Genomic DNA, 23,249 nt, shown 5'->3' with positions numbered 1-23,249 from the left:
GGCTCATACCTGCGGGTCAGGGTCATATGTCGGCAGAAAGCTCGGCGGCATCGGCCCCTTGTTGCGGCCGCCCTGTTGGGTTTGCTCCCAGGCATGGGCCAAAATGCCAACGGATCGGGACAGGCAGAACAGCCCGCGTGACAGGGGTGCCGCAAATCCCAACTCGCAAAAGATCACCGACGTTGCGCCGTCAATATTCATCGCGATGGGCTGTCTTTCCGACAAAACGGACTGAACCGCCTCTCCGATATCTGCAAAGCGGCCACTGACTGTTCCTGCCTCTGCTGCGTCACGCACCAGAGTCATCAGACGGGGCGCGCGCGGGTCGACGGGCTTGTGGAAACGATGTCCGAACCCGCTGACGATCTTTCCGTATTTGGCGCGCCAGGCGGTTAGCCCCGCCTCCACTGCCTGATCAAGAGGCGCTCCATCAGACATACGCTGGTCGATGTCGAAATAAAGCTCGGCGCATTGCTCCCCGGCCCCGCCATGCACATCGCCCAGCATGTTGACGCCGGTTGCCATCGCGTTGTTCAGGCCAACACCACAGGTTGCCGCCATGCGCGCGGCCGAAATTGAGGGGGCTTGCGGCCCATGGTCCACGCCTGCAACCAAAGCCGCCTCAAACAAGGCAGCCTGCGCCGCACTTGGCATGTCCCCCCGAACCATCAGCCAGATCATTTGCGGGAAAGAGACCGTGCCAATCAGCTCTTCAATCGGACGGCCGCGAAACGCGATGCGTCCTGGCGCCATGTCGATGATGGATGTGCGCCACCAGTCCTGAACACTCTTCCGATCATCCATGATCTGTCCTCCTGCCTTCAATGGGAAAGGCTAGATCATGCGTGCGGAACTGTCCAAAGCGTCGCCATCACGCGATTTGCAAAACCGGCTTGGCGTAGGTCGGCACAGCCTGTTCAACGCGCTCGACATTTGCAGGCCACGTGATCAGCAAAACTGCGCATCCTTTGATCTGCCACGCCTCCAGTGTCTGCGCAAGCGCACCCACAGTTGTTGAGATCATTTGTTCGGCCGCCTTGGAAACCGAAGACCCGATCAAAACATCCGCATCGGCAGGCAGGCCATCGGCAATCAACTGATCAGACAATCGCCCGGCCTGTGCGACGGACATGTAAAGCGCAAGGGTCGTACCCGGCCCGGCATGGCGCAGAGTGTCTGGCAAAGGTGCGCCTTCGCGCGCCATGCCAGTGGCCAGAACCAGCGTGTCGGCCGTGCCCCGCTCGGTCAGTGTGACACCTCCCGCGGCGGCAGCGGCACAGGCTGCCGTGATGCCGGGCACGATCTCAACGTCGATCCCGGACGCCCGGGCGGCCTCCATTTCCTCTGCCGCTCGGCCAAAAATGCCGGGATCGCCGGATTTCAGACGCACGACCCGCCGTCCTTTCAGGGCTTCGGCAACAATCACCTCGTTGATGCGCTCCTGCGGCCAAGAATGTGCACCGACATGTTTGCCGACAAACACGCGTTCGGCGTCACGTCGCGCAAGCTCCAACACCTCTTCGCACACGAGCCGGTCATAAAAGATGACGTCGGCCTCTTGCAGGCGCTCCACCGCGCGCAACGTAAGAAGGTCCCGCGCCCCCGGACCGGCACCGACCAGCGCGATAGAGCCTGCGGTGTCTTGCGAAAAGGCGCCGCCCGCATCCATGGCGCGCTTGATCGTGCTGATCGCATGCGCCTCCGCTCCACTTGTCCACTGTTGACGCGGCTTGTCCGAGAACACCCAGCGCCAGAATGCGCGCCGATTGTCGCGCGGAACGCGGCGGGAAACTTCGGCCCGCATCCGCCCTGCAAAGGCTGCGAGCCCCCCAAGCGAGGGCGCCAGCGAACGTTCAACTTGTGTCTTTATCTGGCGCGCAAGGACGGGGGCCGTCCCCTCTGTCCCGATTGCCACCACAACCGGATCGCGGTCGACAATGGACGGGGTCGTGATGTCACAAAGATCCGGCCGGTCAACCACATTGACCGGGCACCGTGCGGCCTTTGCCAGAGCATGCAAGGCTGCATCATGGGCCGGGCATCCCGTTGCAATGAACGCCAAGGCCGCCGTTTCGAACTGTGCGACACTCGGCGCGCTTTCATCCTGAACCGCGCGCCCCTGATCCACCATGGCTTGCAATTCCGCATCCAACTCTGGGGCGAGCAGGACAATCTGTGCATCCGTTTTCAGGATCAGACGCGCCTTCTGAGCCGCCTGTTCCCCGCCCCCCGCGATGACAACATCGCGGTTGGTGGTCTTGATGAACATCGGAAAGCTCTTCATGTCCTCACTCCTATTCAGCAGCGATCTTGCGCGTGGAGCGGCCAATCAGCTCTGCGATTTCCGGGCGGCAAGAGCCGCAATTTGTTCCGGCACCAAGGGCGGCGCCGATCGCCTCTACGCTCATCAGGTTTTGGTCTTCGATGGCCGAAAGGATCGTGTTGATCCCAACCGACAGGCAGGCACACAGGATCGGCCCCGGATCGGGCTGATCGCCGGGCCGCCGCCCGGACAACACAGCGGGGGCCGCCGTTCCCGGCAGGCTCGCCACATAGTCGCGCATCGCAATGACCGGTTCATCCGACAGGAACAATGCGGCTAGAAGGACGCCATCACGGTGAAAGGCGATCCGTGTCGCACCGCGGGCCGGGTCGCTGACCATCTGCGTCTCGACATCGTCGAGGCCGAACAGCGCCCGCGCATAGTGCTCCCAATCTTCCGGGGCTGTAAGGCCAGCCAACTCGACACGCCACCCAGCATCCGTCCGGCTTCTGGCCCAGTATTCACATGTGGGTGCCAGCGGTTCAGCGGAGACGGCAAACCCGTACCACATCGCCTCAAATGGCTCGACCGCAACAACTGCAGCCTTGCTTTCCGGCTGGCCGGAAATCGGATCATGGGCCGAAGGAATGACAGCGTCGACACGGGCAGCCGGGGCGGTTTCACCGGTCCAGTGAATGGGGGCGAAGACCTGACCACGCGCAACCGTGTTTGTCTGCCGCGCCCGGAAGATGGCCTGCCCCTGTGGACTGCGCACCCGGACCAGCGCCGCCGGTGCTAGCCCCAGCTGCGCGGCATCCTCGGGGTGGATATCAAGGAACGGTTCCGCCAGATGGGCGGAGAGCCGGGGCGCCCGTGCGGTCCGCGTCATGGTGTGCCACTGATCGCGAATACGGCCCGTGTTCAAACGGAACGGATATTTCGGACCCGTCCGGGCCGCCGGTCCACGCTGGGAAACCGACAGCATCCGCGCTTTGCCATCCGGGTGATAATAGCGACCATCCGCAAAGAACCGCTCGCGTCCACCTTCGCGGGTCACGGGCCATCGGGTGGGGGAGAGAGCGTCATATTCCGCTTCGTCCAGCCCCTGCAGACCCGAAATATCGAAGTCACGCCCGAACTGCGCGGAAGCGGCAGAAAGCGCTGCATATTCACGGAAAATTTCCGCCGGGCTTTGCCAGTCGAAGGCAGCGACCCAGCCCATGCGCTGCGCGACCTGCGCCAGAATTTGCCAGTCAGGTCGTGCCAGCCCGGGGGAGGGCAAGACAGAGCGCTGGCGACTGATCGTCCTGTCAGTGTTCGTCACTGTCCCCGATTTCTCGGCCCAGCCCGAAGCAGGCAGTACCACATCAGCAAGCCGCGCAGTGTCGGTTTCCGCAGTGATGTCGCTGACCACCACGAATGGGCAGCCGTCAATGGCATCACGCACCGCATCAGCATCCGGCATGCTGACGGCGGGGTTCGTGTGGATGACCCACAGCGCCTTGATGCGCCCGTCCCCGACCGCCTTGAACATATCCACCGCCTTCAGGCCCGGAGCGTTCGGAATCGCAGACGCTGCGTTCCAGAAAGACCCAACAACCATCCGGTGGTCTGCGTTCTCGAGGTCCAGATGGCAGGCCAGCATATTGGCCAAGCCGCCGACTTCCCGCCCGCCCATGGCGTTGGGCTGACCGGTGACAGAGAATGGGCCCATCCCGATCCGACCGATACGGTGTGTGGCCAGGTGACAGTTGAGGATCGCGTTCACCTTGTCCGAACCAGACGTCGACTGGTTCACGCCTTGGCTGAACACGGTCACAACCCGTTCCGTGCCGGTCCACATTGCGCAAAACTGTGCGAGATGTTCGCCGGACAGACCAGTGGCGGAAACATCCGTCGCACGCGCTGCTGCGAGTGCCTCATCCAGGCCGTTGACTGCACCAGCCCGATCCGGGGCAATCAAGCCAGCATCCGCGATGGCAGCAAGAAGGTGGTTGAACAAGGCGACGTCCGTGCCCGGCTCCAATGCCAGATGAAGATCGGCAGCATCACAGCTGGCCGTCCGGCGGGGATCCACCACGACAATCCGGGTGCCCCGTCTCGCGCGCGCAGCCAGCAACCGCTGATGCAAGACCGGATGGCACCAGGCCAGATTTGAGCCGACAAGCACGACCAGATCAGCTTCTTCCAGGTCTTCATATGTCCCCGGTACGGTATCGGTGCCAAAAGCCCTCTTATGACCGGCCACTGTGGAAGCCATGCAGAGCCGGGAATTCGTGTCGATATTGGCTGAGCCGATGAAGCCTTTCATCAGCTTGTTGGCGACGTAGTAATCTTCGGTCAGAAGCTGACCAGAGACGTAGAATGCGACACTGTCGGGACCATGCTCCTCAATGGCGGCACTGAACTTATCAGCCACCAGTTCGAGCGCATCGTCCCAAACCGCCTCGACCCCATCAATGCGCGGGGCAAGCAAGCGCCCATCCAGACCCAACGTCTCCCCAAGCGCGCTGCCCTTTGAGCAAAGACGCCCGTAATTCGCGGGATGTTCGGGGTCGCCGCGCACCTCTAGGCCCCCACGCCCGTCAGCTCGCAGCAAAACCCCGCACCCAACCCCGCAATAGGGACAGGTAGAGCGGATTTCGCCCTCCGCACTCATGCGGCGCGTTGCGCCATAAGGTCGGTCGCATCCAGCAGAATGCGTCCGTCATCAATGCGAACCGGATAGGTCGCGATGCGACCCTCATCGGCACCCTGCGCCTCACCAGTGTTCAGGTCGAACACCCAGTTGTGCAGCGGGCACGTTACCTTCTGCCCGTGGACAATGCCCTCTGCGAGCGGTCCGCCCTTGTGTGGGCAGGTGTTGGAGGCCGCAAAGATCTCCGCTTCAGCCGTGCGAAAGACCGCTACACAGCCCACCTTCGTCTTCACAATCCGTGCGCCGCGCAACGGAATATCGTCGACGGCACCAATATCGAGCCAGTTCATTCCGCAGCCTCCAATGTCAGATCAGCAAGGGGCGTGTATTTCTGCTGCGCCTTCTTGGCCTCATCGGCCCAAGGATCGCGACGGTAAATCGACTGGCTCAACTCGAAACGCTCGACGAGGGCCGCACGCTCTTCCAGGTCGTCGACGACGCGCTCTTTTGCCCAGTCCAGCCCGACTTTCGCGATCCATTTGTACATCCGGTCGAGATATTTGGCGTTCTCGCGGTAAAGTTGGGTGAAGGCGATGACGACGTCCATCGCTTCTTGCTCGGTCTCGACCTCACACAGACGCTCGATCTCTTTGAGGTCCATCCCCGCCGCACCACCAACACCGATCTGATAGCCGCTATCGACACAGACGATGCCGACATCCTTACAGGTGGCCTCCGCACAGTTCCTCGGACAACCTGAAACCCCAAGTTTCACCTTGTGTGGCGTCCAAGACCCCCACAATGCACGCTCCAGCTTGATGCCAAGGCCGGTGGAATCTTGTGTGCCAAACCGGCAGTGATCCGTTCCAACACAGGTCTTCACCGTCCGCAGGCCCTTTGAATAGGCGTGGCCCGAGACGAGACCGGCACGGTTCAGATCAGCCCACATCGCAGGCAGGTCCTCACCCTTCACGCCCAAAAGGTCGATCCGCTGACCTCCCGTCACCTTCACGGTCGGAACATTGTACTTGTCCGCTGCATCCGCGATGGCGCGCAACTCGTTGGCGTTGGTGATGCCCCCCCACATCCGAGGCACGACGCTGAACGTACCATCCTTCTGAATGTTGGCGTGCTTGCGTTCGTTGATGAACCGGCTTTGCGGGTCGTCCTGATACTCCACCGGCCAGTCAGCGAGCAGGTAGAAGTTCACTGCCGGACGACAGACATGACACCCATTCGGTGTCGTCCAACCCAACTCCTGCCAGACAGCAGGCTGGGATTTCAGTTCCTTCGTCTTGATCAGACGTCGCACGTCCTCGTGGCTTAGATCGGTGCAGCCACAGATCGCAGCATTTTCGGGCGCTGCATATTCATCGCCCAGCGTAACTTCGAGGAGTTGCTCCACCAGTCCAGTGCACGTGCCGCAAGAGGCACTCGCCTTGGTCGTAGCGCGTACCGCGCCCAGTTCGGTCGATCCTGCGGTAATGGCGTCAACAATCGTACCTTTGCAAATGCCGTTACAGCCACAGATTTCCGCATCAAGCGGCAAGGCTGCAACGGCTGAGAGAGGGTCCGCGGGGGATCCTCCCTGAAAGGCAGGCCCGAAGATCAGCGTCTCACGCATGTCGGAAATGTCGGTCTTGTCCTTGATCAGACCGAAGAACCAGTTCCCGTCCGCCGTGTCGCCGTACATGACAGCACCCACAACAACGTTGTCCTTGATGACGAGGCGTTTGTAGACGCCACGCGATGGATCCCGGAACACGATGTCCTCGCGTCCCTCGCCTTCTGCAAAGTCCCCGGCAGAGAAGAGATCACACCCTGTGACCTTCAGCTTGGTTGAGAGCGATTTCTGCACAAAGGACGCGTCTTCACCCATCAGGGTCTGTGCTGCAACTTTGGCCTGATCGTAGAGCGGGGCAACAAGACCGAAGACCGCGCCATCATGTTCAACGCATTCCCCAACGGCCAGCACATCTGCGTCGGAGGTTACAAGCTGATCATCAACATGCACACCCCGTCCGACGGCCAGTCCGGCCTCTTTCGCCAATGCAACTGAGGGCCGGATGCCCACTGCCATCACCAACAGATCGCAGGGAAGCTCTTCGCCCGTATCGAGTTGCAGTGCGCGGACATGCCCGTTTTCGCCCAGAATAGCCTGGGAATTTGCCAGCAGGCGGATCGAGATACCCTTACCTTCCAAAGAGGTCTTGAGCAGGTAGCCCGCCGCCTCATCCAACTGACGCTCCATCAGGTGGCCCATGATGTGGACGACCGTCACATCGGCACCACGCGCAGCCATACCCGCTGCCGCCTCTAGGCCGAGCAGCCCACCACCAATGACGACGACGCGCTTGCCAGCGCCCATCCCCATCATCTTTTCGGTGTCTTCCAGATCGCGATAGGCAATCACCCCGTCCAGATCATGCCCGGGCAGCGGGATGATGAACGGATCAGAACCGGTGCCGAGAACCAGCTTGTCATAGGCGACGTCGCCATTGGGTGCGCGCACGATCTTCGCTGCGCGATCAATACCGGTGACACGCTCTCCGAACCGGCAGGTAACGCCGCGTTCAGCATACCAATCGTCATCATGCGTGACGATCTCGTCATAGGTTTTGTCTCCTGACAAAACCGGCGACAGCATGATCCGGTTATAATTCCCACGCGGCTCGGCATTGAACAGCGTGACATCCCAGTCCGCGCCTTGCGCATCGGTGAGATGTTCGAGCAGGCGGCCGGAGGCCATCCCTGCTCCGATGATAACGAGGTTCTTCTTCATTGCGCTCACTCCGCGGCAATCGCCGAGGCCGGCTTGGGCTTCGGTTTTGCGCCGTGTTCAAACTCTTCAAGGAAATCGAGCACTTCCTGCCGGTAGGTGTAGTAATCCGGGTGCTCCAGCAGCGCCTTGCGGGTGCGGGGGCGGGGCAGATCCACATTGGTGATCTTGCCGATGGTGGCTTGCGGCCCATTGGTCATCATGACCACCCGGTCTGCCAGCAGGATCGCCTCATCCACATCATGCGTGACGCAGATTGCCGTCACCTTGGTGCGGCTCCAGACTTCCATCAGCACTTCCTGCAATTCCCACCGGGTCAGGCTGTCGAGCATTCCAAACGGCTCATCCAGCAGAAGCAATTTGGGGCTGAGCGCGAACGCCCGCGCGATACCCACGCGTTGCTTCATCCCGTTGGAAAGCGATGATGCCTGCTTATCCATCGAGTCAGCCAGTCCAACCCGCTCCAGATAATACTCAACCACGTCCTGGCGCTCGGCCTGGCTGGCGCGCGGATAGACCTTGTCCACCCCAATCGCGACATTCTCTTTCGCGCTGAGCCACGGGAAAAGGTTTGGCGACTGGAACACGACCGCCCGCTCTGGATCGGCCCCCAGAACCCCACGTCCATCAAGGGCGATGACCCCTTTGGAGATTTCGTTCAGACCCGCGGCCATCGTCAGGACGGTGGATTTACCGCACCCCGAGTGCCCGATCAGAGAGATGAACTCACCCTTGCGGAGCTTGAGGTTGAAATCCTCCACAACGGTCAGCGGACCTTTGGGCGTCGGGTAGACCTTATGAACTTGGCTGAAATCCATATAGCGCTCTGTCGCGCCCGAAGCCGCCGCCTCTGCCACAGCTTTTGGAACACCATGGATTGGCGTCACATCGGGCAGAACGCGCGATCCTTCGACCTTTGCCTCAATGCCCACATCCATGAGGTATGATGTCACCTCGGCCCGCAGCGCCTTGAAGGTCTCGTCGGTGTTCATGGCCATCCGGTCGCGCGGACGCGGGATGTTCACTGTCACCGGCTCACCAAGGGTGCCATCGGGGTTCAGCGGCACAATGCGGTCCGCGAGCAGGATCGCCTCATCCACATCATTGGTGATCAGAATGCAGGTCTTGCGGTCCCGCTCCCAGATCTCAAGGATCTCATCGGCCAGATTGGCACGGGTCAACGCATCGAGGGCGGAGAGAGGCTCATCGAGCAGCAGCATCTCGGGGTCCATGGCCAGTGCCCGCGCGACGGAGACACGCTGCCGCATCCCGCCCGAAAGCTCTGCCGGGCGCCGGGACGTCGCATGGCTCAAACCCACCATCTGAATGTAGTGCGCGGCTTTCTCTGCCTTCTCAGCCTTGGACAGCTTCGGATGCACAGCATCAATCGCCAGCATCACGTTGCCCTGCACCGTCAGCCAAGGCATCAGAGAGTAGGACTGGAACACCAGTCCCCGCTCCGGCCCCGGCCCCTCGATCGGTGCGCCCTTGAACGTGACTGAACCGGTATCAGGGGTTTCGAGACCCGCGATCAGGTTCATGAGGGTGGACTTGCCCGTTCCAGAAAAGCCCAGGATCGCGACGAACTCTCCTTCTGCTACGTCCAGCGAGATGTTCTTGAGGACCTCGGCGCGGTGTGCGCCTTCGCCGAAGCCCTTGTTCACATTATCAAAAGTAAGGATGCCCATTGCGATCACCGGTTGTTCGAGAAGGTGAAGAGCGATTGCAGCGCATACATCACACGGTCGAGCAGGAAGCCGATGATCCCGATGGTGAAGACAGCCACCATGATCTTGGCGAGGCTGGAGGAGGAGCCATTCTGGAACTCATCCCACACGAACTTGCCCAGACCCGGGTTCTGCGCCAGCATTTCCGCTGCGATCAGAACCATCCACCCTACGCCGAGAGAAAGGCGCAGGCCGGTGAAGATCAGCGGCAGGGCCGAGGGCAGAACGAGCTTTGTAATCTTGGTCCAAGTGTTCATCTTGAGAACCTTGGAAACGCTCACGAGATCCTTGTCGATGGAGGCCACACCAAGCGCTGTGTTAATCAGCGTCGGCCACAACGAACACAGTGTCACCGTGATGGCAGACACGAGGAACGACTTGGCAAACAGCCCGTCATTGGTGGTGTAGACGGCGGACACGACCATCGTGACAATCGGGAGCCATGCCAGCGGAGAAACCGGCTTGAAAATCTGGATCAGCGGGTTCAGCGCAGCGTTCGCCGTGGCAGAAAGTCCAGCGGCAATGCCCAACGGCACCGCGATCACGGTGGCAATCATAAAGCCGAAGAATACGGTCTGAATGGAGGTCCAGATCTGCTGATAATAGCTCGGCGCGCCCGTGTAGGGCACGTCGCGCACTTCGTCGGCGCGGCCGGCATCAATCAGGCGCTGGTTGCGTGCATCGACCTGAGCCTGAAATTGCTCTGCCCGCGCGGCTTTCGCCAGCGCGTCATCGTGCAAATTGACGGCTTCCTCCCAAACTTGTGCCGGTCCGGGGATAGCGCCAAGGGAGGTCTGCACCGTCGGAGCAAGCGTGCCCCACATCATCAGGAACGCCACAATCGCAAGGACTGGAACACCCAGCTGGCGCCAGATTTCACCGACCTGCGCACGCGGATTATCCCCCGCAGCCGCCTTGAGAACAGGGGTGAGCCAGGCAAATCCAATGACCTGCAGCCATTTATCTGCGGTGTTGATGCGGGTGAACAGACGGGCGCGGCGGGCTTCGCGTGCGGCGTCTGCTTCAAACTGGGGATCTGCGGTGCTCATCGCTCAAAGACCTTGTCTTTAGGAAAAATTTGGGTCCGGGCCGGTTGGCAGGGGAAGAATGGCCCCCGGCCCGGACACGCGAAGGGCGTTAGCCCTGCACTTCGTCGCCTACGACACGCTGGTCATCGTGCAGACCAATCGGCAGGCTGTTCAGATAGGCATTCGGCGTGCGCCCGTCGTAGGGGATGCCGTCGATGATATCCTCAGCCGGGGTGGCCTCACGGTAGCCGTCAGTGTCCCAGGGGAAGTCCGCTTCATTGGCCAAGCCGTCTTCGACAAGGGAACGCGCCGCATCAAGATAGATGTCCGGGCGATAGACCGAGCGGGCGACCTCATCATACCAGCTGTCCGGCTGCTGCTCGGCAATCTGACCCCAGCGGCGCATCTGGGTAAGATACCAGACAGCGTCAGAGTAGTAGGGATAAGTCGCGTAGTAGCGGAAGAACACATTGAAATCCGGCACTTCGCGCACGTCGCCCGGCTCAAATTCGAATGTGCCGGTCATAGAGGCCGCGATCACGTCATAGTCGGCACCCACATATTCCGGGCGGGACAGGATCTCGACTGCCTCAGGCCGGTTCGCGTTGTCGTTCTCATCCAGCCACATGGCCGCTCGGATCAGCGCGCGGGTCACGGCGAGGGTCGTGTTGGGGTTCTCCTCAACAAACTCAGCGGTCAAGCCGAAGACCTTTTCCGGGTTGTTGCGCCACAGCTGGTAGTCGGTGATCACCGGCACACCGATGCCCTTCACGACCGCCTGCTGGTTCCACGGCTCACCCACGGCGTAGCCAGAGATGGTGCCAGCTTCCAGCGTCGCAGGCATCTGCGGCGGCGGGGTGACGGACAGGAACGCCTCTGCACCGATCTGGCCCGTGATGTTGTCGGGGGAATAGTAACCGGGGTTGATCCCGCCAGCAGCCAGCCAATAACGCAGTTCGTAGTTATGCGTCGAGACCGGGAAGACCATGCCCATGTTGAACGGCTCACCGCGCGCATTGAAGTCTTCAATCACCGGGATCAGGGCTTCAGCGCTGATCGGGTGCTGAGGGCGTCCATCTTCCATCGAGGGGATGTGCGGGCGCATCATTTCCCAGACTTCGTTGGACACCGTGATCCCATTCCCGTTCAAATCCATCGAGAACGGCGTCACGATGTGGGCTTCCGTGCCATAGCCAATCGTTGCCGCCAGCGGCTGACCCGCCAGCATGTGCGCGCCCTGAAGCTGACCGTCGATCACACCGTCGAGCAGAACCTTCCAGTTGGCTTGGGCTTCAAGCGTGACGAACAGCCCTTCATCGAAGAAGTAGCCCTGCTCATAAGCCACGGCGAGCGGCGCCATGTCTGTCAGCTTGATGAACCCGAAGGTCAGGATGTCTGTTTCAAGTTCCAGCATCTCCGCAGATGCGGGGGCCACAAGGCCAGTGGAAGCTGCAAGGGCGAGAAGAAGTTTCTTCATGGGAAGAGCCTCTGGATTTGGTGGTTAACCCGGCCAACCGGGCAACAAAAAAAGCCGCCGACACACCCCGCCTCTGTTTGGCGGGAAGGGTCGAGCGGCTTTGCTCACAAACGGCCCTATCTTAGGGCGTATCTTGTTCGACGAGCTCCGTTGCCTGCCGATGCGACGATAAAAGCGCGCGCCTTTCGCAACTGCAAAAGAAAAATGCCCTCATCCGGGCATTTTTTGGCATTGCACAATTTATGGACAAACTGTCGCGCAGAAATGCGCGTTACTTGAGCAAAGGCTCATAGATTTCGCCATCAAAGAAGGCGTCGCGTGGCAGAATCAAGCGTCCAGCCCGAGAGGCGACAGCCGTATCAGCGGACAAAGCGCCCTCCAACTTCGCCGATGCGCCGGGCAAATCGATCCCCGTAGGCTCCATGGCGAGGCGGTAAATATCACTGCGAAACGTAGAGCGTGCCTGCTCCGCCGCGCGATCCGGGTCCAGACCAACGCGACGCGCCAGCCGCGACGCGATCCATTCCGCCTGACTGCGCCAGGGGAAAGTGGCTGCACCCCGGTGAAACTCAATAAGATCGGGCACATTGCGGGTGTCCCCATTTGCCGAAATCACCAATCGCCCGCCCAACGCGCGATCCAGCAATTCCGCGGGCAGGTCGAGCCATGCAGGACGCGCAAGCATTTCTGCCGCGAGCATCCGGGAAGACGGATCGGCAAGCCACCGGTTCGCGCGCCAGACAGCGCGGATCAGGGATTGGACGAGGGCGGGTTCTGCATCCGCCCATTCATCGCGCACCGCCAGCACCTTTTCCGGTGCAAAGGCCCAGATGGCAGAGCATGGCAACAAAAGCTCGCCTACACCCGTCTCAACGGCTTGGCTTCCCCAAGGCTCCCCCACACAGAATGCATCAATCTCACCTGCGCGGATCGCCTCTCCCATCAGGGCGGGCGGCACCGTGCGCACGGTCAGGTTCTCCGGTGCAGGCAATCCCAGCGCGGTCAGCCAATAGAATACCAATTCTGCATGCATCGAGAACGGAAAGGGCACACCGATGCGCAGGGGCTTATCAGCGGCCGCGATCAGCGCATTGCCCGCACTGCGTGCATCATCAAACGCGAAATCATGCCCCGCATCGCGCAATCGAGCGGCCAGCTCACGGCTCACACCAATGACATTTCCGTTGATGCTCAGAACAGAGACGGCCGAGAGCCCACCGCTCACACCGCCAAGACCAAGCGCCGCGGCGACAGGGACAGGTGACAGCATATGCGCCGCATCCAGGTGACCGATCCGCAGCATATCGCGCAATGCAGACCATGACGGCGCGCGCGAGAGCGTCAGCGAAAGCCCCTCTTCGGCGGCAAACCCCATCTCATGGGCAACGATCAGCGGCGCGGCATCGACCAGCGGTATGAACCCCAGCGTGACCGAGCGCGCCTTCATGACAAAAGCCCCGCAGCGGTGACGAGGGCCGCTGCGACTTCGGCCACACGCTTGTTCTGGTCCATCGCGGCTTTTCGCAGGATCGCGTAGGCCTCATCCTCACTGACGCCGCGCGCCTTCATCACCATACCTTTCGCACGGTCGATGACTTTGCGTTCCTCCAGCGCTCGCTTGGTTTCAGCCAGTTCTGTTCGCATACGCTGAAACATGCGGAAGCGCGTGATGGCCGCATCCAGGATCGGTTTGAGGCGTGCGGGCTGCAATCCATCCACGACGTAAGCCGAAACACCGGCCTCGATGGCTGCATCCGACAAACCGTCATCGGACCGATCCACAAACATCGCAACGGGCCGCTCCATCGGACCGGAGGCAAGTGCCAGCTCCTCCAGCATGTCGCGCGACGGATTGGTGATGTCGATCAAAACGACATCCGGCTCACGGGCCTTTATCTGCCGGGCAAGGCCGGTGCGGGTTCCAATGACATGGATCTCGAACTCGCCCGCATCGCGCAGGCTGTCCACAATTGTCAGAGCGCGGTCGCGATCTTCTTCAACAACGACGATGGACAAAACATTCGACATGAACGCCACAGTAGGCGCGCTGCGCTTGCGAAGTAAAGATGCTGCATGCGCGAAGTCAGCAGCGTACCTCTCTTCGCGTTCTCAAACGTAGCGCAGACGATGGCGCTTGAGCAGTTCCACGATCATCTGCTTGGCATGTTCGCGATGTTCCCGATGGGTCTGTCGCGCCTTCGCCGCATCCCCATCCATGATCGCGCGAAACACCTCGCGGTGATCCTCATTCGACTTGGTGGGAAGCGGACGCATAAACAATGTCATGCTGCGCGCCCGCCGCACCTGATCGCTCATCATCTCGACGATGGAGATGGCACGCGAATTGCGCCCCAACCGCACAAGCTCTCGGTGAAACCGATCATCGGCCTCTGCCCAGTCTTCGAGGTTAGAGGAATGAATGGCGATATCCATGTCGCCAATCGCCCGATCAAGCGGGGCCAACTCCTGCGCGCTATAGCCAAACGCCGCGGCACGTGCAGCTGCAAGGCTCTCCAACTCTGTCAGAACGTCATAGACCTCCGCCATATCTTCTGGAGAGATTGGCAGAATGCGCACGCCTTTTCGTGGCCGCAGCTCCAGCAGGCCTTGCGTTTCAAGCGTCAGAACAGCTTCGCGCACTGGTGTTCGCGACATGCTCAACACCTCTGCCAACTCCGACTCCAGATGATCCGATCCCGCTGCAAGCTCTCCTGAAAAGATCTTGTCGCGCAGCTGATGGATCGCCCGCTGAACATTGGTTGCCGGTTTTTGCGCAGAGCTTGTCACGTCGTGCTTACCACCTGTCTGGCCCCTGTTTCGGCAGAAGCATAGATCGCCGCTTCGGCCCGTACCACATACAAGTAATCCCTCGCCTCATTTTCCAAGGGGGTGCCGGTGCGCATGGCCCCGACGACATGGGATTGCAGCGCATGCACGCAGTCTCCGCCAAAGCCCTCCCACGTATCGGCAGGCAACAGCACTGCGTCGTCATCGGAGCCAAATTTGCGTAATGTCACCCTGCCATCACCGTGCAAGCTAAGCGTCCCGTCGGTTCCTTCGACCAAAGCTTCGCCCATCGTTCGGCGCAGATTGTCAGCCTTATGGTCGAGATTGCGATTGCCGTCGAAAACAGCTCTGACCCCGTCGGGATGCTCAAACAAGACGAACCCAGCATCCTCGCCCGCGATGACCGGGTTCATGCGCCGCAGGTCCGCGTAGACCGATACGGCATCCCCCAGCAGATATCGAAACGTATCGACGACATGTACGCCGGTCTCGTGGATCAGAAGCCGTGGCATGGTCTGGAAATAGGGCTGGCGGTCCAGATAGGCATCCGCCCCCTGCCCGTCTCCGGGCCGCAGGCGAAACGTCACTTGCTGAACCTGTCCGACCACACCGTCTTCGACCGCGCGCTTGATCGCACGGTACCATGGCTGAAAGCGGAAATTCTCATGCACGATGATCTTGGCGCCAGCCGCCTCTGCCTCCAGCGTAATCGCCTCTGCTTCTGCGAGATCACGGCAGAACGGCTTTTGACAGATCATCCACTTCACACCGGCGGCCAAAGCGGTGCGTATGACTTGAGCGTGTGAGGCGGGCGGCAGGATGATGTCGAGCAGGTCAGGCCGCTCCGCCGCCAGCATTTCCGCCACGTCCTTATAGGCCGTCAATCCGGTTGCCGTGGCCAGCGTCAAATCACGATCACACGCCGCAACCGCCTCGGCACCCTCCATCCGCGCCCAACTGCCATAATGAAACTGGCTGAAATACCCTGCACCGACGCAGGCAACCCTCAGCTTGGCCGCCCCCGTCATGCCACGAAAAGCGCATCAAGCACGGCTTGCGCCGCCCTGTCTGTGCCTGCCGAGCCACCCAAATCGCGGGTCAGCACGCGACCTTGGCTGACCACGTCCTCCACGGCCTCGCGCAGGCGCGTCCCGTCTTGCCGCAGATCGGCATTGTCGTGCTTGATGCCGAGCCAGTCGAGCATCATTGCCGCCGACAGGATCATCGCAAACGGGTTCGCAACGCCCTTGCCGGCAATATCTGGCGCAGATCCATGGCATGGCTGGAACACCGCATGTTCGAGGCCGATATCGGCAGAGGGGGCGAGCCCAAGCCCCCCCATCAGCCCAGCGCCCAGATCAGACAGGATGTCACCAAACATGTTTTCGGTCACCAGCACGTCAAAATCCCAGGGCTTTTGCACCATCCAAAGCGCTGTCGCATCGACATAGGCATGATCGGCCTGCAAGTCAGGGTTCCGCGCCGCCTCTGCATCAAACATCTCGCGAAAGAACGCGAAGGCGCGAAACACATTTGCTTTATCGACACAGGTGACCCGCCCTGGCCCGCGTCCAACCTCTTTCCGACTACGGGCCAGGGCGAAGGCAAACTCGAACAGTTTTTCCGAGATATCGCGGGTGATCAGCAGCGTTTCCCGCGCTTCGTTCTTCGTCACCTCGCCGCGACCTTGGGTGTAAAACAGACCTTCCGTGCTTTCACGGATCAGCACGAAATCAATCTCACGATCGGCTGGCATGTTGAGCGGAGTGTTCTGCCCCTTCTTCACAGTCACCGGACGCACACCTGCAAACAGGGTCAGGGCTTTCCGCAGGTCGATCTGTGGTGAAATCTCGGTTCCATCCGCATAGCGCACGTCCGGTAGACCCATCGCAGATAGCAGAATCGCATCCGCCTCACGGGCGATTTTCATCGACTCTGCCGGAAGTGATTCGCCGGTTTGGGCATAGTGACGTGCCCCTGCGGGCGCATCGCGGAACCGCAGATTGTAGCCGGTTGAGACCGACGCCATCCGCTTGAGAATTTCCAGCGTTGGCCCCGTAATTTCAGGCCCGATGCCATCCCCCTGAAATACAGCAATGTCGAAAGTCTTGGTCATCTGGGTGCCTCTGCGTCCGCCTCGTTATCCGTGAACTTTTCGATTGCTCCAATCAAAAAGTTGACAGTGCATTCATTAATGCATACGCAAATAAATGCAACAACGAACACCTAACGTCTGGGAGGACAGATCAAATGAAATTCAGCATGGCAAAGATCGCCGCAGCCGCCGTATTGGCGACGGGTCTGGGCAGCGCGGCTGTCGCACAGGACTATCCGTTCCGCGACATCACCACGGCAGTTGTCTGGGGTGCTGGTGGTGGCACGGACAGCATCAACCGCATGATCATGGCTGAGATGGAAAAGCACCTGCCGGTGTCGATCAACGTGATCAACCAGACCGGCGGCGTCGCAGGCTCGAATGGTATGGTCTACGTGCAGAACCAGCCCGATGATGGTTACACGCTGGTCGGTCTGTCCGAATCCAACGTGACCGCGGCCGTCCAGGGCGGCTGGGATCAGCGCTTCGACTTCTGGTATCCGTTCATTGTCGGCGGCTCGCCCGATCTGATCTCTGTTCCGGCGGACAGCCCCTACACCACGCTGGCAGAGCTGGTCGAAGCAGCGCAGGCCGCGCCAGACACGATCCCGGCTGCAGCATCCGGCGCAGGTTCGATCCACCACCTCAACCTTCTTGCGATCGAGAATGGCGCCGATGCAGACTTCCTCTTCGTGCCTTATGGCGGTTCCGCGCCAGGTCAGGAGGCCGCGATTGCAGGCGAAGTCGCTCTTGTCGTCACTTCGCTGGCAGAACAGGCAGCACTGATCGAGGGTGGCCAACTGCGCCCATTGGCGATGCTGACCCCGGAAAGCGCCGAAATCGGCGGCATGACGGTGCCATCCGCCTTTGACATCTATGACGGTCTGGACGCCTATCTGCCGCTGAAGCAAGCCATCGGCTTCGCCGTGCACAACAGTGCGTCCGATGAGGTGAAAGCCGCCCTCGGCGCAGCCTTCGAAGCCGCTATCGCTTCGGATGTTGTCGCAGAATGGGCTGCGGCCAACAACTACGATGTTGGCGGCCAGTATGGCGAGGAAGCGCAGGAAATCTTTGCGACCCTCGAAGCGAACTTTGCCTACACGCTGCAGGAGCTTGGCTCGGCCACGGTTGATCCCGCGAGCCTGGGTATCGAGCGCCCGTAAGCGCCTCCCATAAGGCAAAGAGTGAAGAGCGCGGGAGGGCCAGTCCCGCGCTCTTTCATCACCCTCCGGATCGGGACAGATGATGGAAGATAAAGAGATATTGCGCGCCCGCGACTTCTGGGGCGCCCTCGTTTTGCTGGCCGTATCGGTCTTTTTCCTTTGGCGGACATTTGACATCCCGCTTTTCGGTGACAACCGCGCCGGCGTCAGCACGGCATCCTGGTACAATTCCGCAGCGATCGTTCCCCTGGGCATCTTCAGCGCCCTCCTGATCCTTTCCATCGTCCTGCTGATCATCGCGATCCGTGACGGTGGCGCGGCCCGCGCGCTGAGCGCCGTGGGGATCGGCTGGGATCAGGCAGAGGCTCTGCGCTTCACCACAATCGGCGTGATCCTGTTTTTCTATGTCGCAGGACTTGTGCCCCGCGTTGACTTCATCGCGTGCAGCGGGTTGCTGATCACCGCGCTTACCTTTGGATTTCACAAAGGATTGCCGGAACGCATGATCCTGTCCGCCGCCGCGGTCGCGGTCTGCGGGCTCTATGCGCTCGTCATGCACCTGTCGCAGTCTGAATGGGGCGCCCATGATGATGACATCATCACGCTGGCGATGTGGGCGATCATGACGGCTGTTGTCGTGCTGAATGCGCGCGGTGACCGCGTCCTGAAAGCGGTCCCCGTTATCGCGCTTATCGCACCGGTGCTGCTGGTCTGCGCAATGGCCTTCGGCTTCCGCCAGAATGTCCCCAACCGCGGCGGCATCCTCTTCAAGCAAATCGAATACCACTATTACGTGACCCTGCGTCCGATCTGGAGGTCGTGAGATGGAGTTCATCCTCACCCAATTGTCAGGATTTGGCGGGGCGTTCTGGGCGCTCGCCTCTGATCCACTCACCTACATCTATCTGATCATTTCGGTGTTCCTCGGCATCACCTTTGGCGCATTGCCGGGCCTGACTGCGACACTCGCCGTCACCATCCTGACCGGCTTTTTCGGCAACAAGGTTCCCCTCGACTATTCATTGATCGCCCTGTTGGGCGCCTATGTGGGTGCCATTTACGGAGGCTCCTACCCTTCGATCCTGCTCAACATCCCGGGCACGGCAGCCAGTGCCGCGACAGCGATGGACGGCTACCCGCTCGCAAAGGCGGGCCGTGGGGGAGAGGCACTGGGCCTGACCACCACCGCCAGCTTCATCGGCACGCTCATTGGCACACTTGCCCTTCTGGTATTCGTCTGGGCGCTGTTGCTTCTGTCCCAGAACATCGCAAGCCCCGAAAAAGCGCTGCTCGCCCTGTTCGGTATCCTGCTCTCAGGCACGTTGATGTCCGAGGATTTGGTCGTCAAAGGCTGGATTGCCGGGCTGATCGGGCTTGCCATGGCGATGGTCGGGCTCGACCCGCTTCTCAGCGAACCGCGCTACACCTTCGGCTGGTCCTATATGCTGAGCGGCTTTCAGGTCGTGCCCGTGCTGATGGGCGCATTCGCCGTCCCGCAGATCATCGAGGGCATGCGCCATATGGATGTGGGTAAGGTCACAGAACTCAAAGGACGCATTCTTCCGAACACAAAGACGGTCAAGCGTTACCTGCCGACCATCACCCGTTCCGGCGTGATCGGAACCGGCGTCGGCGCCCTGCCCGGCGTGGGTGAGGATGTGGCCGGTTGGGTCAGTTACGGCGTCGGAAAGACCGTCAGTCCTGAGGGGGAGAAGTTCGGCAAGGGCTCGCTCGAAGGCCTGCTCTCATCCGAGACGGCCAACAATGCCTGCATCGGTGGGGCGTTGATCCCGCTGCTTGTGCTCGGCATCCCCGGCTCCCCACCGGCGGCGGCACTGATGGGCGCATTCAAGATCAACAATATCATACCCGGTCCCACGATCGACCCTGCCATCATCCTGCGCGTCGTGGCGATCATGGTGCTTGCGTCGCTCACCATGTTCATCATGGGCCTGTTCACCGCACGGGTGTTCATCAAGATCCTGCGCATCCCGCAGGTCGTCTTCCTGCCGATCGTGATGGTCCTGACCACCATCGGGTCCTTCAGTGTCGGGGGTGGCATCAATGATCTCTACCTGATGCTCGGCGTCGGCTTCGTCGCGTATTTTCTGAACATGCTCAAGTTCCCCATTGCCCCACTCGTGATCGGTGTGATCCTCGGTGGTCTCTTTGATGAGACGTTCCGCCGATCCCTGCTGATTTCCGGCGGCGACCTGATGGTCTTTGCCTCACGCCCGGTCGCAAGTATCCTGCTTGCGCTCAATCTGGCCCTTATCATGAGCCAGATACCTGTTGTGAAACGCGCCTTCGGGCATCTGCGCCGGAGGATCATCTGATGTTCGCTGTCGTTGTGACATTCGAAATCGAGCAGGAACGGATGGAAGAGTTCCTGCCCGCAATGCAAGCCAATGCGCGGCAATCACTTGCTCAGGAACCGGGCTGCCACCAGTTCGACGTCTGCACAGATCCATCGCGCCCGGCAGAGGTGTTCCTCTACGAGCTCTATTCAGATGCCGCCGCCTTTGCCGAGCATCTGGACAGCGCTCATTTCAAGACGTTCGATAGGGTCGTGGCGCCGATGATCCGGGCCAAGACAGTCTCCACCTATTCGAAGGTCGTACAATGAGCGAATGGCAAATCCACAGCGTCAAATATGCCGAACGCGGCCAAAGAACCCGCGCCGACAGCTTCATTTTCGACGACAACCATGATGCACCCCATGACATCGACTATTATGTCTGGGTGCTGCGTCAGGGGGATCAGACCATTCTGGTCGATACCGGCTATGACGACACGGAAGCCGCAGCGCGCGGGCGGCCCATTCGCCTCAATCCGGTAGCGGCCCTGGCCCCATTCGGCATACGGCCTGAGGATGTCGATCAGATCATCGTCACCCACCTGCACTACGACCACGCGGGCGGTCTGCATCTTTTTCCGAATGCGACGCTGCATCTGCAAGCGGCAGAGATGGCCTATGCCACAGGGCCGTGCATGTGCCACGACACCCTGCGCATGCCCTTTACCGCAGATCATGTGTGCGAGGCGATCAGACGGCTCTATTCAGGCAAGGTGCAATTTCACGATGGCGACGCTCAAATTGCCGACGGCATCACGGTTCACTGCATTGGCGGTCACAGCCGTGGCCTGCAATGCGTCCGGGTCCGCACACAATCGGGCTGGATGGTGCTGGCCTCCGATGCCGCACATTTTTACGAGAACCTGCACGCACGCAAACCCTTCCCGATCGTGGTCGACTTGCAAAATATGCTTGACGGGTTCGACACGCTCGAACGACTCGCAAGTCGCCCGGACCTGATTGTCCCCGGTCACGACCCGCTGGTGCGGGACTACTTCGCCAGCGATCTCGCATCCCACATTCACAGGCTCGATACCGGGCCGCAAAAGGCGGTAAAGACATGAAGATTGGCGTCATCGCAGATGATTTCACGGGCGCATCCGACATCGCCCTGACACTGGCAGAGGCTGGCATGTCCGTGGCGCAATTCATCGGCGTGCCTTCGGATGATTCCGATCCCGACCTTGGCGCGGGCGTTGTCGCATTAAAATCCCGCACTGCACCCGTCGCGGACGCCATAGCGACATCTCTGGCCGCATGCGAATGGCTGTTGCGCCAAGGCGCCGAGCAGATCGTGCTCAAGGTCTGCTCGACCTTTGACAGCACCCCACAGGGCAATATCGGCCCGGTGCTCGACGCCTTGGCAGACCGATTGCAAGCACGGGGCGTCCCGGTCTGCCCCGCTTTCCCTGAAAACGGACGATCCGTCTATCAGGGTCATCTTTTCGTGCAGGACCGCCTGCTCAACGAAAGCGGGATGGAGGATCACCCCCTCACCCCAATGACGGACCCGGATCTGCGTCGCGTGCTCGCCGCACAGTCCGCACGTGCCGTGCAACATGTGCCACGCGCAACGGTGATGCGCGGCCCGAGCGTGCTTGCCGAAGCAATGGGCGAAGACGCGCATTATATCGTCGATGCAATCACGGATGATGATCTGCTGGAAATCGGGGCAGCAGCCCGGGGCATGCCGCTGCTCTGCGGCGGATCCGGGATCGCGCTCGGGCTGCCAGTCAATTTCAATGTGACCTCACGCCCACCGACTTGGGAGCCGGTGACAGGCCCCGGCGTGGTGCTGTCCGGTTCGTGTAGCCGTGCAACCCGTGCGCAGGTCGAACACTATCTCGCCATAGCCCCGCACAGGCAGATCGACGTGCGCACGGTGCTCGACGGCAGCACGACTGTGGATGATGTAACGGCTTGGGTTCTGTCACAGGACACCGCCCCTCTGGTCTACTCCTCCGCCGACCCGGATGTCGTGCGGGCGGCCCAGGCCGAATTCGGGACGGAGCGTGCTGCCGCGACCATCGAGAGCTTCTTCAGCAGCTTGGCCACTGAACTAGTTACGCGCGGACTGACGCGCCTCGTTGTCGCCGGGGGCGAGACGTCCGGCGCGGTTGTGACCGGCCTCAAGGCAGAAGCGCTCACAATCGGCCCGCGCGCCGCCGCGGGCGTACCTCTCGTGCGTGCAGGAAAAACCGCTCTCGCCCTGAAATCCGGCAATTTCGGAGGCGAGACCTTCTTTGCCGACACCCTGTCGTTGATGGAGCAAAGCGCGTGAGTGAACAGGCAAAGCTGCGCGAAGATATTTGTCTGCTCGCAAAGTCGATGTTCGACCGCGGGCTGACCTGCGGCGCGTCCGGCAATATTTCCGCGCGCCTTTCAGATGGGTCCGTGCTGGTCACGCCAACCGGGGTTCCGATGGGCTTCCTTGATCCTGCGCGGATCAGCCATCTGGATGAAAAATTCCGCCTGTTGTCCGGGGATCGCCCGACCAAGGAAACGCCCCTTCACTCGGCATTCTATGAAACGCGAACCGGCACCGGGGCCGTCGTTCACCTCCACTCGACCCACTCGGTCGCCTTGTCGATGCTGCCCGAAACCGATCCAGATCACGCCATTCCGCCGCTAACGGCCTACGCAGTGATGCGCGTGGGCAAGGTGAAGCTGCTGCCCTTCTTCGTTCCGGGCGATCCCGCGATGGGCGACGCGGTGCGAGGTCTTGCAGGCAAACGCTCAGCCGTGCTGCTGGCCAACCATGGACCGGTGGTTGCGGGCAAAGACATCTGGGCCGCAACCTTCGCCATGGAAGAGCTGGAGGAAACGGCCAAGCTGGCCCTGCTCACCCGTGGCCAAAACCCAATCGGCCTGACCAACGATCAAATCGGCGCAGTCGTCCGAAAATTCGACGTGGACTGGTAGCGAGCCGCCCTCAC

General features: G+C 60.8%; 20 protein-coding genes. 7 read left to right on the top strand and 13 right to left on the bottom strand.

The annotated features are described in order from the left end of the window. Positions 1-3 precede the first annotated feature (3 nt). The 13 genes from POI8812_RS16175 to POI8812_RS16115 form a co-directional block, all read right to left on the bottom strand. Complete coding sequence (locus POI8812_RS16175; RefSeq protein ID WP_211310418.1) at positions 4-804, bottom strand: citryl-CoA lyase; 801 nt, start codon at positions 802-804, stop codon at positions 4-6. A 67-nt stretch (positions 805-871) separates the two neighbouring features. Continuing rightward, positions 872-2,284: a siroheme synthase CysG gene (gene cysG / locus POI8812_RS16170; RefSeq protein ID WP_108783633.1), complete on the bottom strand. Its 1,413-nt coding sequence runs from the start codon at positions 2,282-2,284 to the stop codon at positions 872-874. Between the two features lie 10 nt (positions 2,285-2,294). Then, the gene (locus POI8812_RS16165) at positions 2,295-4,922 is read right to left on the bottom strand and encodes a nitrate reductase (protein ID WP_108783632.1); all 2,628 of its coding nucleotides are present in this window, start codon (positions 4,920-4,922) and stop codon (positions 2,295-2,297) included. Continuing rightward, positions 4,919-5,251, bottom strand: a complete 333-nt coding sequence (nirD, locus tag POI8812_RS16160; RefSeq protein WP_108783631.1) for a nitrite reductase small subunit NirD — start codon at positions 5,249-5,251, stop codon at positions 4,919-4,921. Before nirD ends, POI8812_RS16165 begins: the two co-directional genes overlap by 4 nt. Further along, positions 5,248-7,683 carry a nitrite reductase large subunit NirB gene (gene nirB / locus POI8812_RS16155; RefSeq protein ID WP_108783630.1) on the bottom strand — a complete coding sequence of 812 codons (2,436 nt, stop codon included), beginning with the start codon at positions 7,681-7,683 and terminating at the stop codon, positions 5,248-5,250. Before nirB ends, nirD begins: the two co-directional genes overlap by 4 nt. Positions 7,684-7,688: 5 nt before the next feature. Further along, positions 7,689-9,368 (bottom strand): ABC transporter ATP-binding protein, encoded by a 1,680-nt coding sequence (locus POI8812_RS16150; RefSeq protein ID WP_108783629.1) that lies wholly within the window; start codon positions 9,366-9,368, stop codon positions 7,689-7,691. A gap of 5 nt (positions 9,369-9,373) precedes the next feature. Further along, positions 9,374-10,456 carry an ABC transporter permease gene (locus tag POI8812_RS16145; RefSeq protein ID WP_108783628.1) on the bottom strand — a complete coding sequence of 361 codons (1,083 nt, stop codon included), beginning with the start codon at positions 10,454-10,456 and terminating at the stop codon, positions 9,374-9,376. A gap of 88 nt (positions 10,457-10,544) precedes the next feature. Further along, positions 10,545-11,912 carry a CmpA/NrtA family ABC transporter substrate-binding protein gene (locus tag POI8812_RS16140; RefSeq protein ID WP_108783627.1) on the bottom strand — a complete coding sequence of 456 codons (1,368 nt, stop codon included), beginning with the start codon at positions 11,910-11,912 and terminating at the stop codon, positions 10,545-10,547. A gap of 271 nt (positions 11,913-12,183) precedes the next feature. Further along, on the bottom strand, positions 12,184-13,359 hold the full coding sequence (locus POI8812_RS16135) for an ABC transporter substrate-binding protein (protein WP_108783626.1): 1,176 nt from the start codon (positions 13,357-13,359) through the stop codon (positions 12,184-12,186). Further along, positions 13,356-13,940, bottom strand: coding sequence for an ANTAR domain-containing response regulator (locus POI8812_RS16130; RefSeq protein WP_108783625.1), 585 nt, complete (start codon positions 13,938-13,940; stop codon positions 13,356-13,358). Before POI8812_RS16130 ends, POI8812_RS16135 begins: the two co-directional genes overlap by 4 nt. A gap of 81 nt (positions 13,941-14,021) precedes the next feature. After that, positions 14,022-14,699 (bottom strand): GntR family transcriptional regulator, encoded by a 678-nt coding sequence (locus tag POI8812_RS16125; RefSeq protein ID WP_108783624.1) that lies wholly within the window; start codon positions 14,697-14,699, stop codon positions 14,022-14,024. Then, entirely contained in the window at positions 14,696-15,727 is a 1,032-nt protein-coding gene (locus POI8812_RS16120) for a Gfo/Idh/MocA family protein (protein ID WP_108783623.1), read from the bottom strand. The genes POI8812_RS16125 and POI8812_RS16120 overlap by 4 nt, the downstream gene beginning before the upstream one ends. Continuing rightward, positions 15,724-16,815, bottom strand: coding sequence for an isocitrate/isopropylmalate dehydrogenase family protein (locus POI8812_RS16115; protein WP_108783622.1), 1,092 nt, complete (start codon positions 16,813-16,815; stop codon positions 15,724-15,726). Before POI8812_RS16115 ends, POI8812_RS16120 begins: the two co-directional genes overlap by 4 nt. Before the next feature lie 134 nt (positions 16,816-16,949). Here POI8812_RS16115 and POI8812_RS16110 point away from each other — a divergent pair, with 134 nt between their 5' ends. The 7 genes from POI8812_RS16110 (at position 16,950) to otnC (ending at position 23,235) form a co-directional block, all read left to right on the top strand. After that, complete coding sequence (locus tag POI8812_RS16110; protein WP_108783621.1) at positions 16,950-17,957, top strand: Bug family tripartite tricarboxylate transporter substrate binding protein; 1,008 nt, start codon at positions 16,950-16,952, stop codon at positions 17,955-17,957. A 79-nt stretch (positions 17,958-18,036) separates the two neighbouring features. Continuing rightward, positions 18,037-18,780 carry a hypothetical protein gene (locus POI8812_RS16105; RefSeq protein ID WP_219928826.1) on the top strand — a complete coding sequence of 248 codons (744 nt, stop codon included), beginning with the start codon at positions 18,037-18,039 and terminating at the stop codon, positions 18,778-18,780. A gap of 1 nt (position 18,781) precedes the next feature. Continuing rightward, a complete protein-coding gene (locus POI8812_RS16100; RefSeq protein ID WP_108783619.1) occupies positions 18,782-20,293 on the top strand; it encodes a tripartite tricarboxylate transporter permease in 1,512 nt (503 codons plus the stop codon). Then, on the top strand, positions 20,293-20,583 hold the full coding sequence (locus POI8812_RS16095; RefSeq protein WP_108783618.1) for a putative quinol monooxygenase: 291 nt from the start codon (positions 20,293-20,295) through the stop codon (positions 20,581-20,583). The genes POI8812_RS16100 and POI8812_RS16095 overlap by 1 nt, the downstream gene beginning before the upstream one ends. Further along, on the top strand, positions 20,580-21,377 hold the full coding sequence (locus POI8812_RS16090) for an N-acyl homoserine lactonase family protein (RefSeq protein WP_108783617.1): 798 nt from the start codon (positions 20,580-20,582) through the stop codon (positions 21,375-21,377). Before POI8812_RS16095 ends, POI8812_RS16090 begins: the two co-directional genes overlap by 4 nt. Next, the gene (gene otnK / locus POI8812_RS16085; protein WP_108783616.1) at positions 21,374-22,594 is read left to right on the top strand and encodes a 3-oxo-tetronate kinase; all 1,221 of its coding nucleotides are present in this window, start codon (positions 21,374-21,376) and stop codon (positions 22,592-22,594) included. The genes POI8812_RS16090 and otnK overlap by 4 nt, the downstream gene beginning before the upstream one ends. Beyond that, positions 22,591-23,235, top strand: a complete 645-nt coding sequence (otnC, locus tag POI8812_RS16080) for a 3-oxo-tetronate 4-phosphate decarboxylase (protein ID WP_108783615.1) — start codon at positions 22,591-22,593, stop codon at positions 23,233-23,235. The genes otnK and otnC overlap by 4 nt, the downstream gene beginning before the upstream one ends. The last annotated feature ends 14 nt before the right edge of the window (positions 23,236-23,249 follow it).

The sequence above is a fragment of the Pontivivens insulae genome, from assembly GCF_900302495.1.
In the GTDB taxonomy this organism is placed as follows: domain Bacteria; phylum Pseudomonadota; class Alphaproteobacteria; order Rhodobacterales; family Rhodobacteraceae; genus Pontivivens; species Pontivivens insulae.
Note: the sequence above shows the minus strand (reverse complement) of the source record. Positions and strands in the feature narration are given on the sequence as shown.

Bases quoted from the DNA above. Each gene is read 5' to 3' on its own strand.
- POI8812_RS16175 (WP_211310418.1), bottom strand. From the start codon at position 804: ATGGATGATCGGAAGAGTGTTCAGGACTGGTGGCGCACATCCATCATC.
- cysG (WP_108783633.1), bottom strand. From the start codon at position 2,284: ATGAAGAGCTTTCCGATGTTCATCAAGACCACCAACCGCGATGTTGTC.
- POI8812_RS16165 (WP_108783632.1), bottom strand. From the start codon at position 4,922: ATGAGTGCGGAGGGCGAAATCCGCTCTACCTGTCCCTATTGCGGGGTT.
- nirD (WP_108783631.1), bottom strand. From the start codon at position 5,251: ATGAACTGGCTCGATATTGGTGCCGTCGACGATATTCCGTTGCGCGGC.
- nirB (WP_108783630.1), bottom strand. From the start codon at position 7,683: ATGAAGAAGAACCTCGTTATCATCGGAGCAGGGATGGCCTCCGGCCGC.
- POI8812_RS16150 (WP_108783629.1), bottom strand. From the start codon at position 9,368: ATGGGCATCCTTACTTTTGATAATGTGAACAAGGGCTTCGGCGAAGGC.
- POI8812_RS16145 (WP_108783628.1), bottom strand. From the start codon at position 10,456: ATGAGCACCGCAGATCCCCAGTTTGAAGCAGACGCCGCACGCGAAGCC.
- POI8812_RS16140 (WP_108783627.1), bottom strand. From the start codon at position 11,912: ATGAAGAAACTTCTTCTCGCCCTTGCAGCTTCCACTGGCCTTGTGGCC.
- POI8812_RS16135 (WP_108783626.1), bottom strand. From the start codon at position 13,359: ATGAAGGCGCGCTCGGTCACGCTGGGGTTCATACCGCTGGTCGATGCC.
- POI8812_RS16130 (WP_108783625.1), bottom strand. From the start codon at position 13,940: ATGTCGAATGTTTTGTCCATCGTCGTTGTTGAAGAAGATCGCGACCGC.
- POI8812_RS16120 (WP_108783623.1), bottom strand. From the start codon at position 15,727: ATGACGGGGGCGGCCAAGCTGAGGGTTGCCTGCGTCGGTGCAGGGTAT.
- POI8812_RS16115 (WP_108783622.1), bottom strand. From the start codon at position 16,815: ATGACCAAGACTTTCGACATTGCTGTATTTCAGGGGGATGGCATCGGG.
- POI8812_RS16110 (WP_108783621.1), top strand. From the start codon at position 16,950: ATGAAATTCAGCATGGCAAAGATCGCCGCAGCCGCCGTATTGGCGACG.
- POI8812_RS16105 (WP_219928826.1), top strand. From the start codon at position 18,037: ATGATGGAAGATAAAGAGATATTGCGCGCCCGCGACTTCTGGGGCGCC.
- POI8812_RS16100 (WP_108783619.1), top strand. From the start codon at position 18,782: ATGGAGTTCATCCTCACCCAATTGTCAGGATTTGGCGGGGCGTTCTGG.
- POI8812_RS16095 (WP_108783618.1), top strand. From the start codon at position 20,293: ATGTTCGCTGTCGTTGTGACATTCGAAATCGAGCAGGAACGGATGGAA.
- POI8812_RS16090 (WP_108783617.1), top strand. From the start codon at position 20,580: ATGAGCGAATGGCAAATCCACAGCGTCAAATATGCCGAACGCGGCCAA.
- otnK (WP_108783616.1), top strand. From the start codon at position 21,374: ATGAAGATTGGCGTCATCGCAGATGATTTCACGGGCGCATCCGACATC.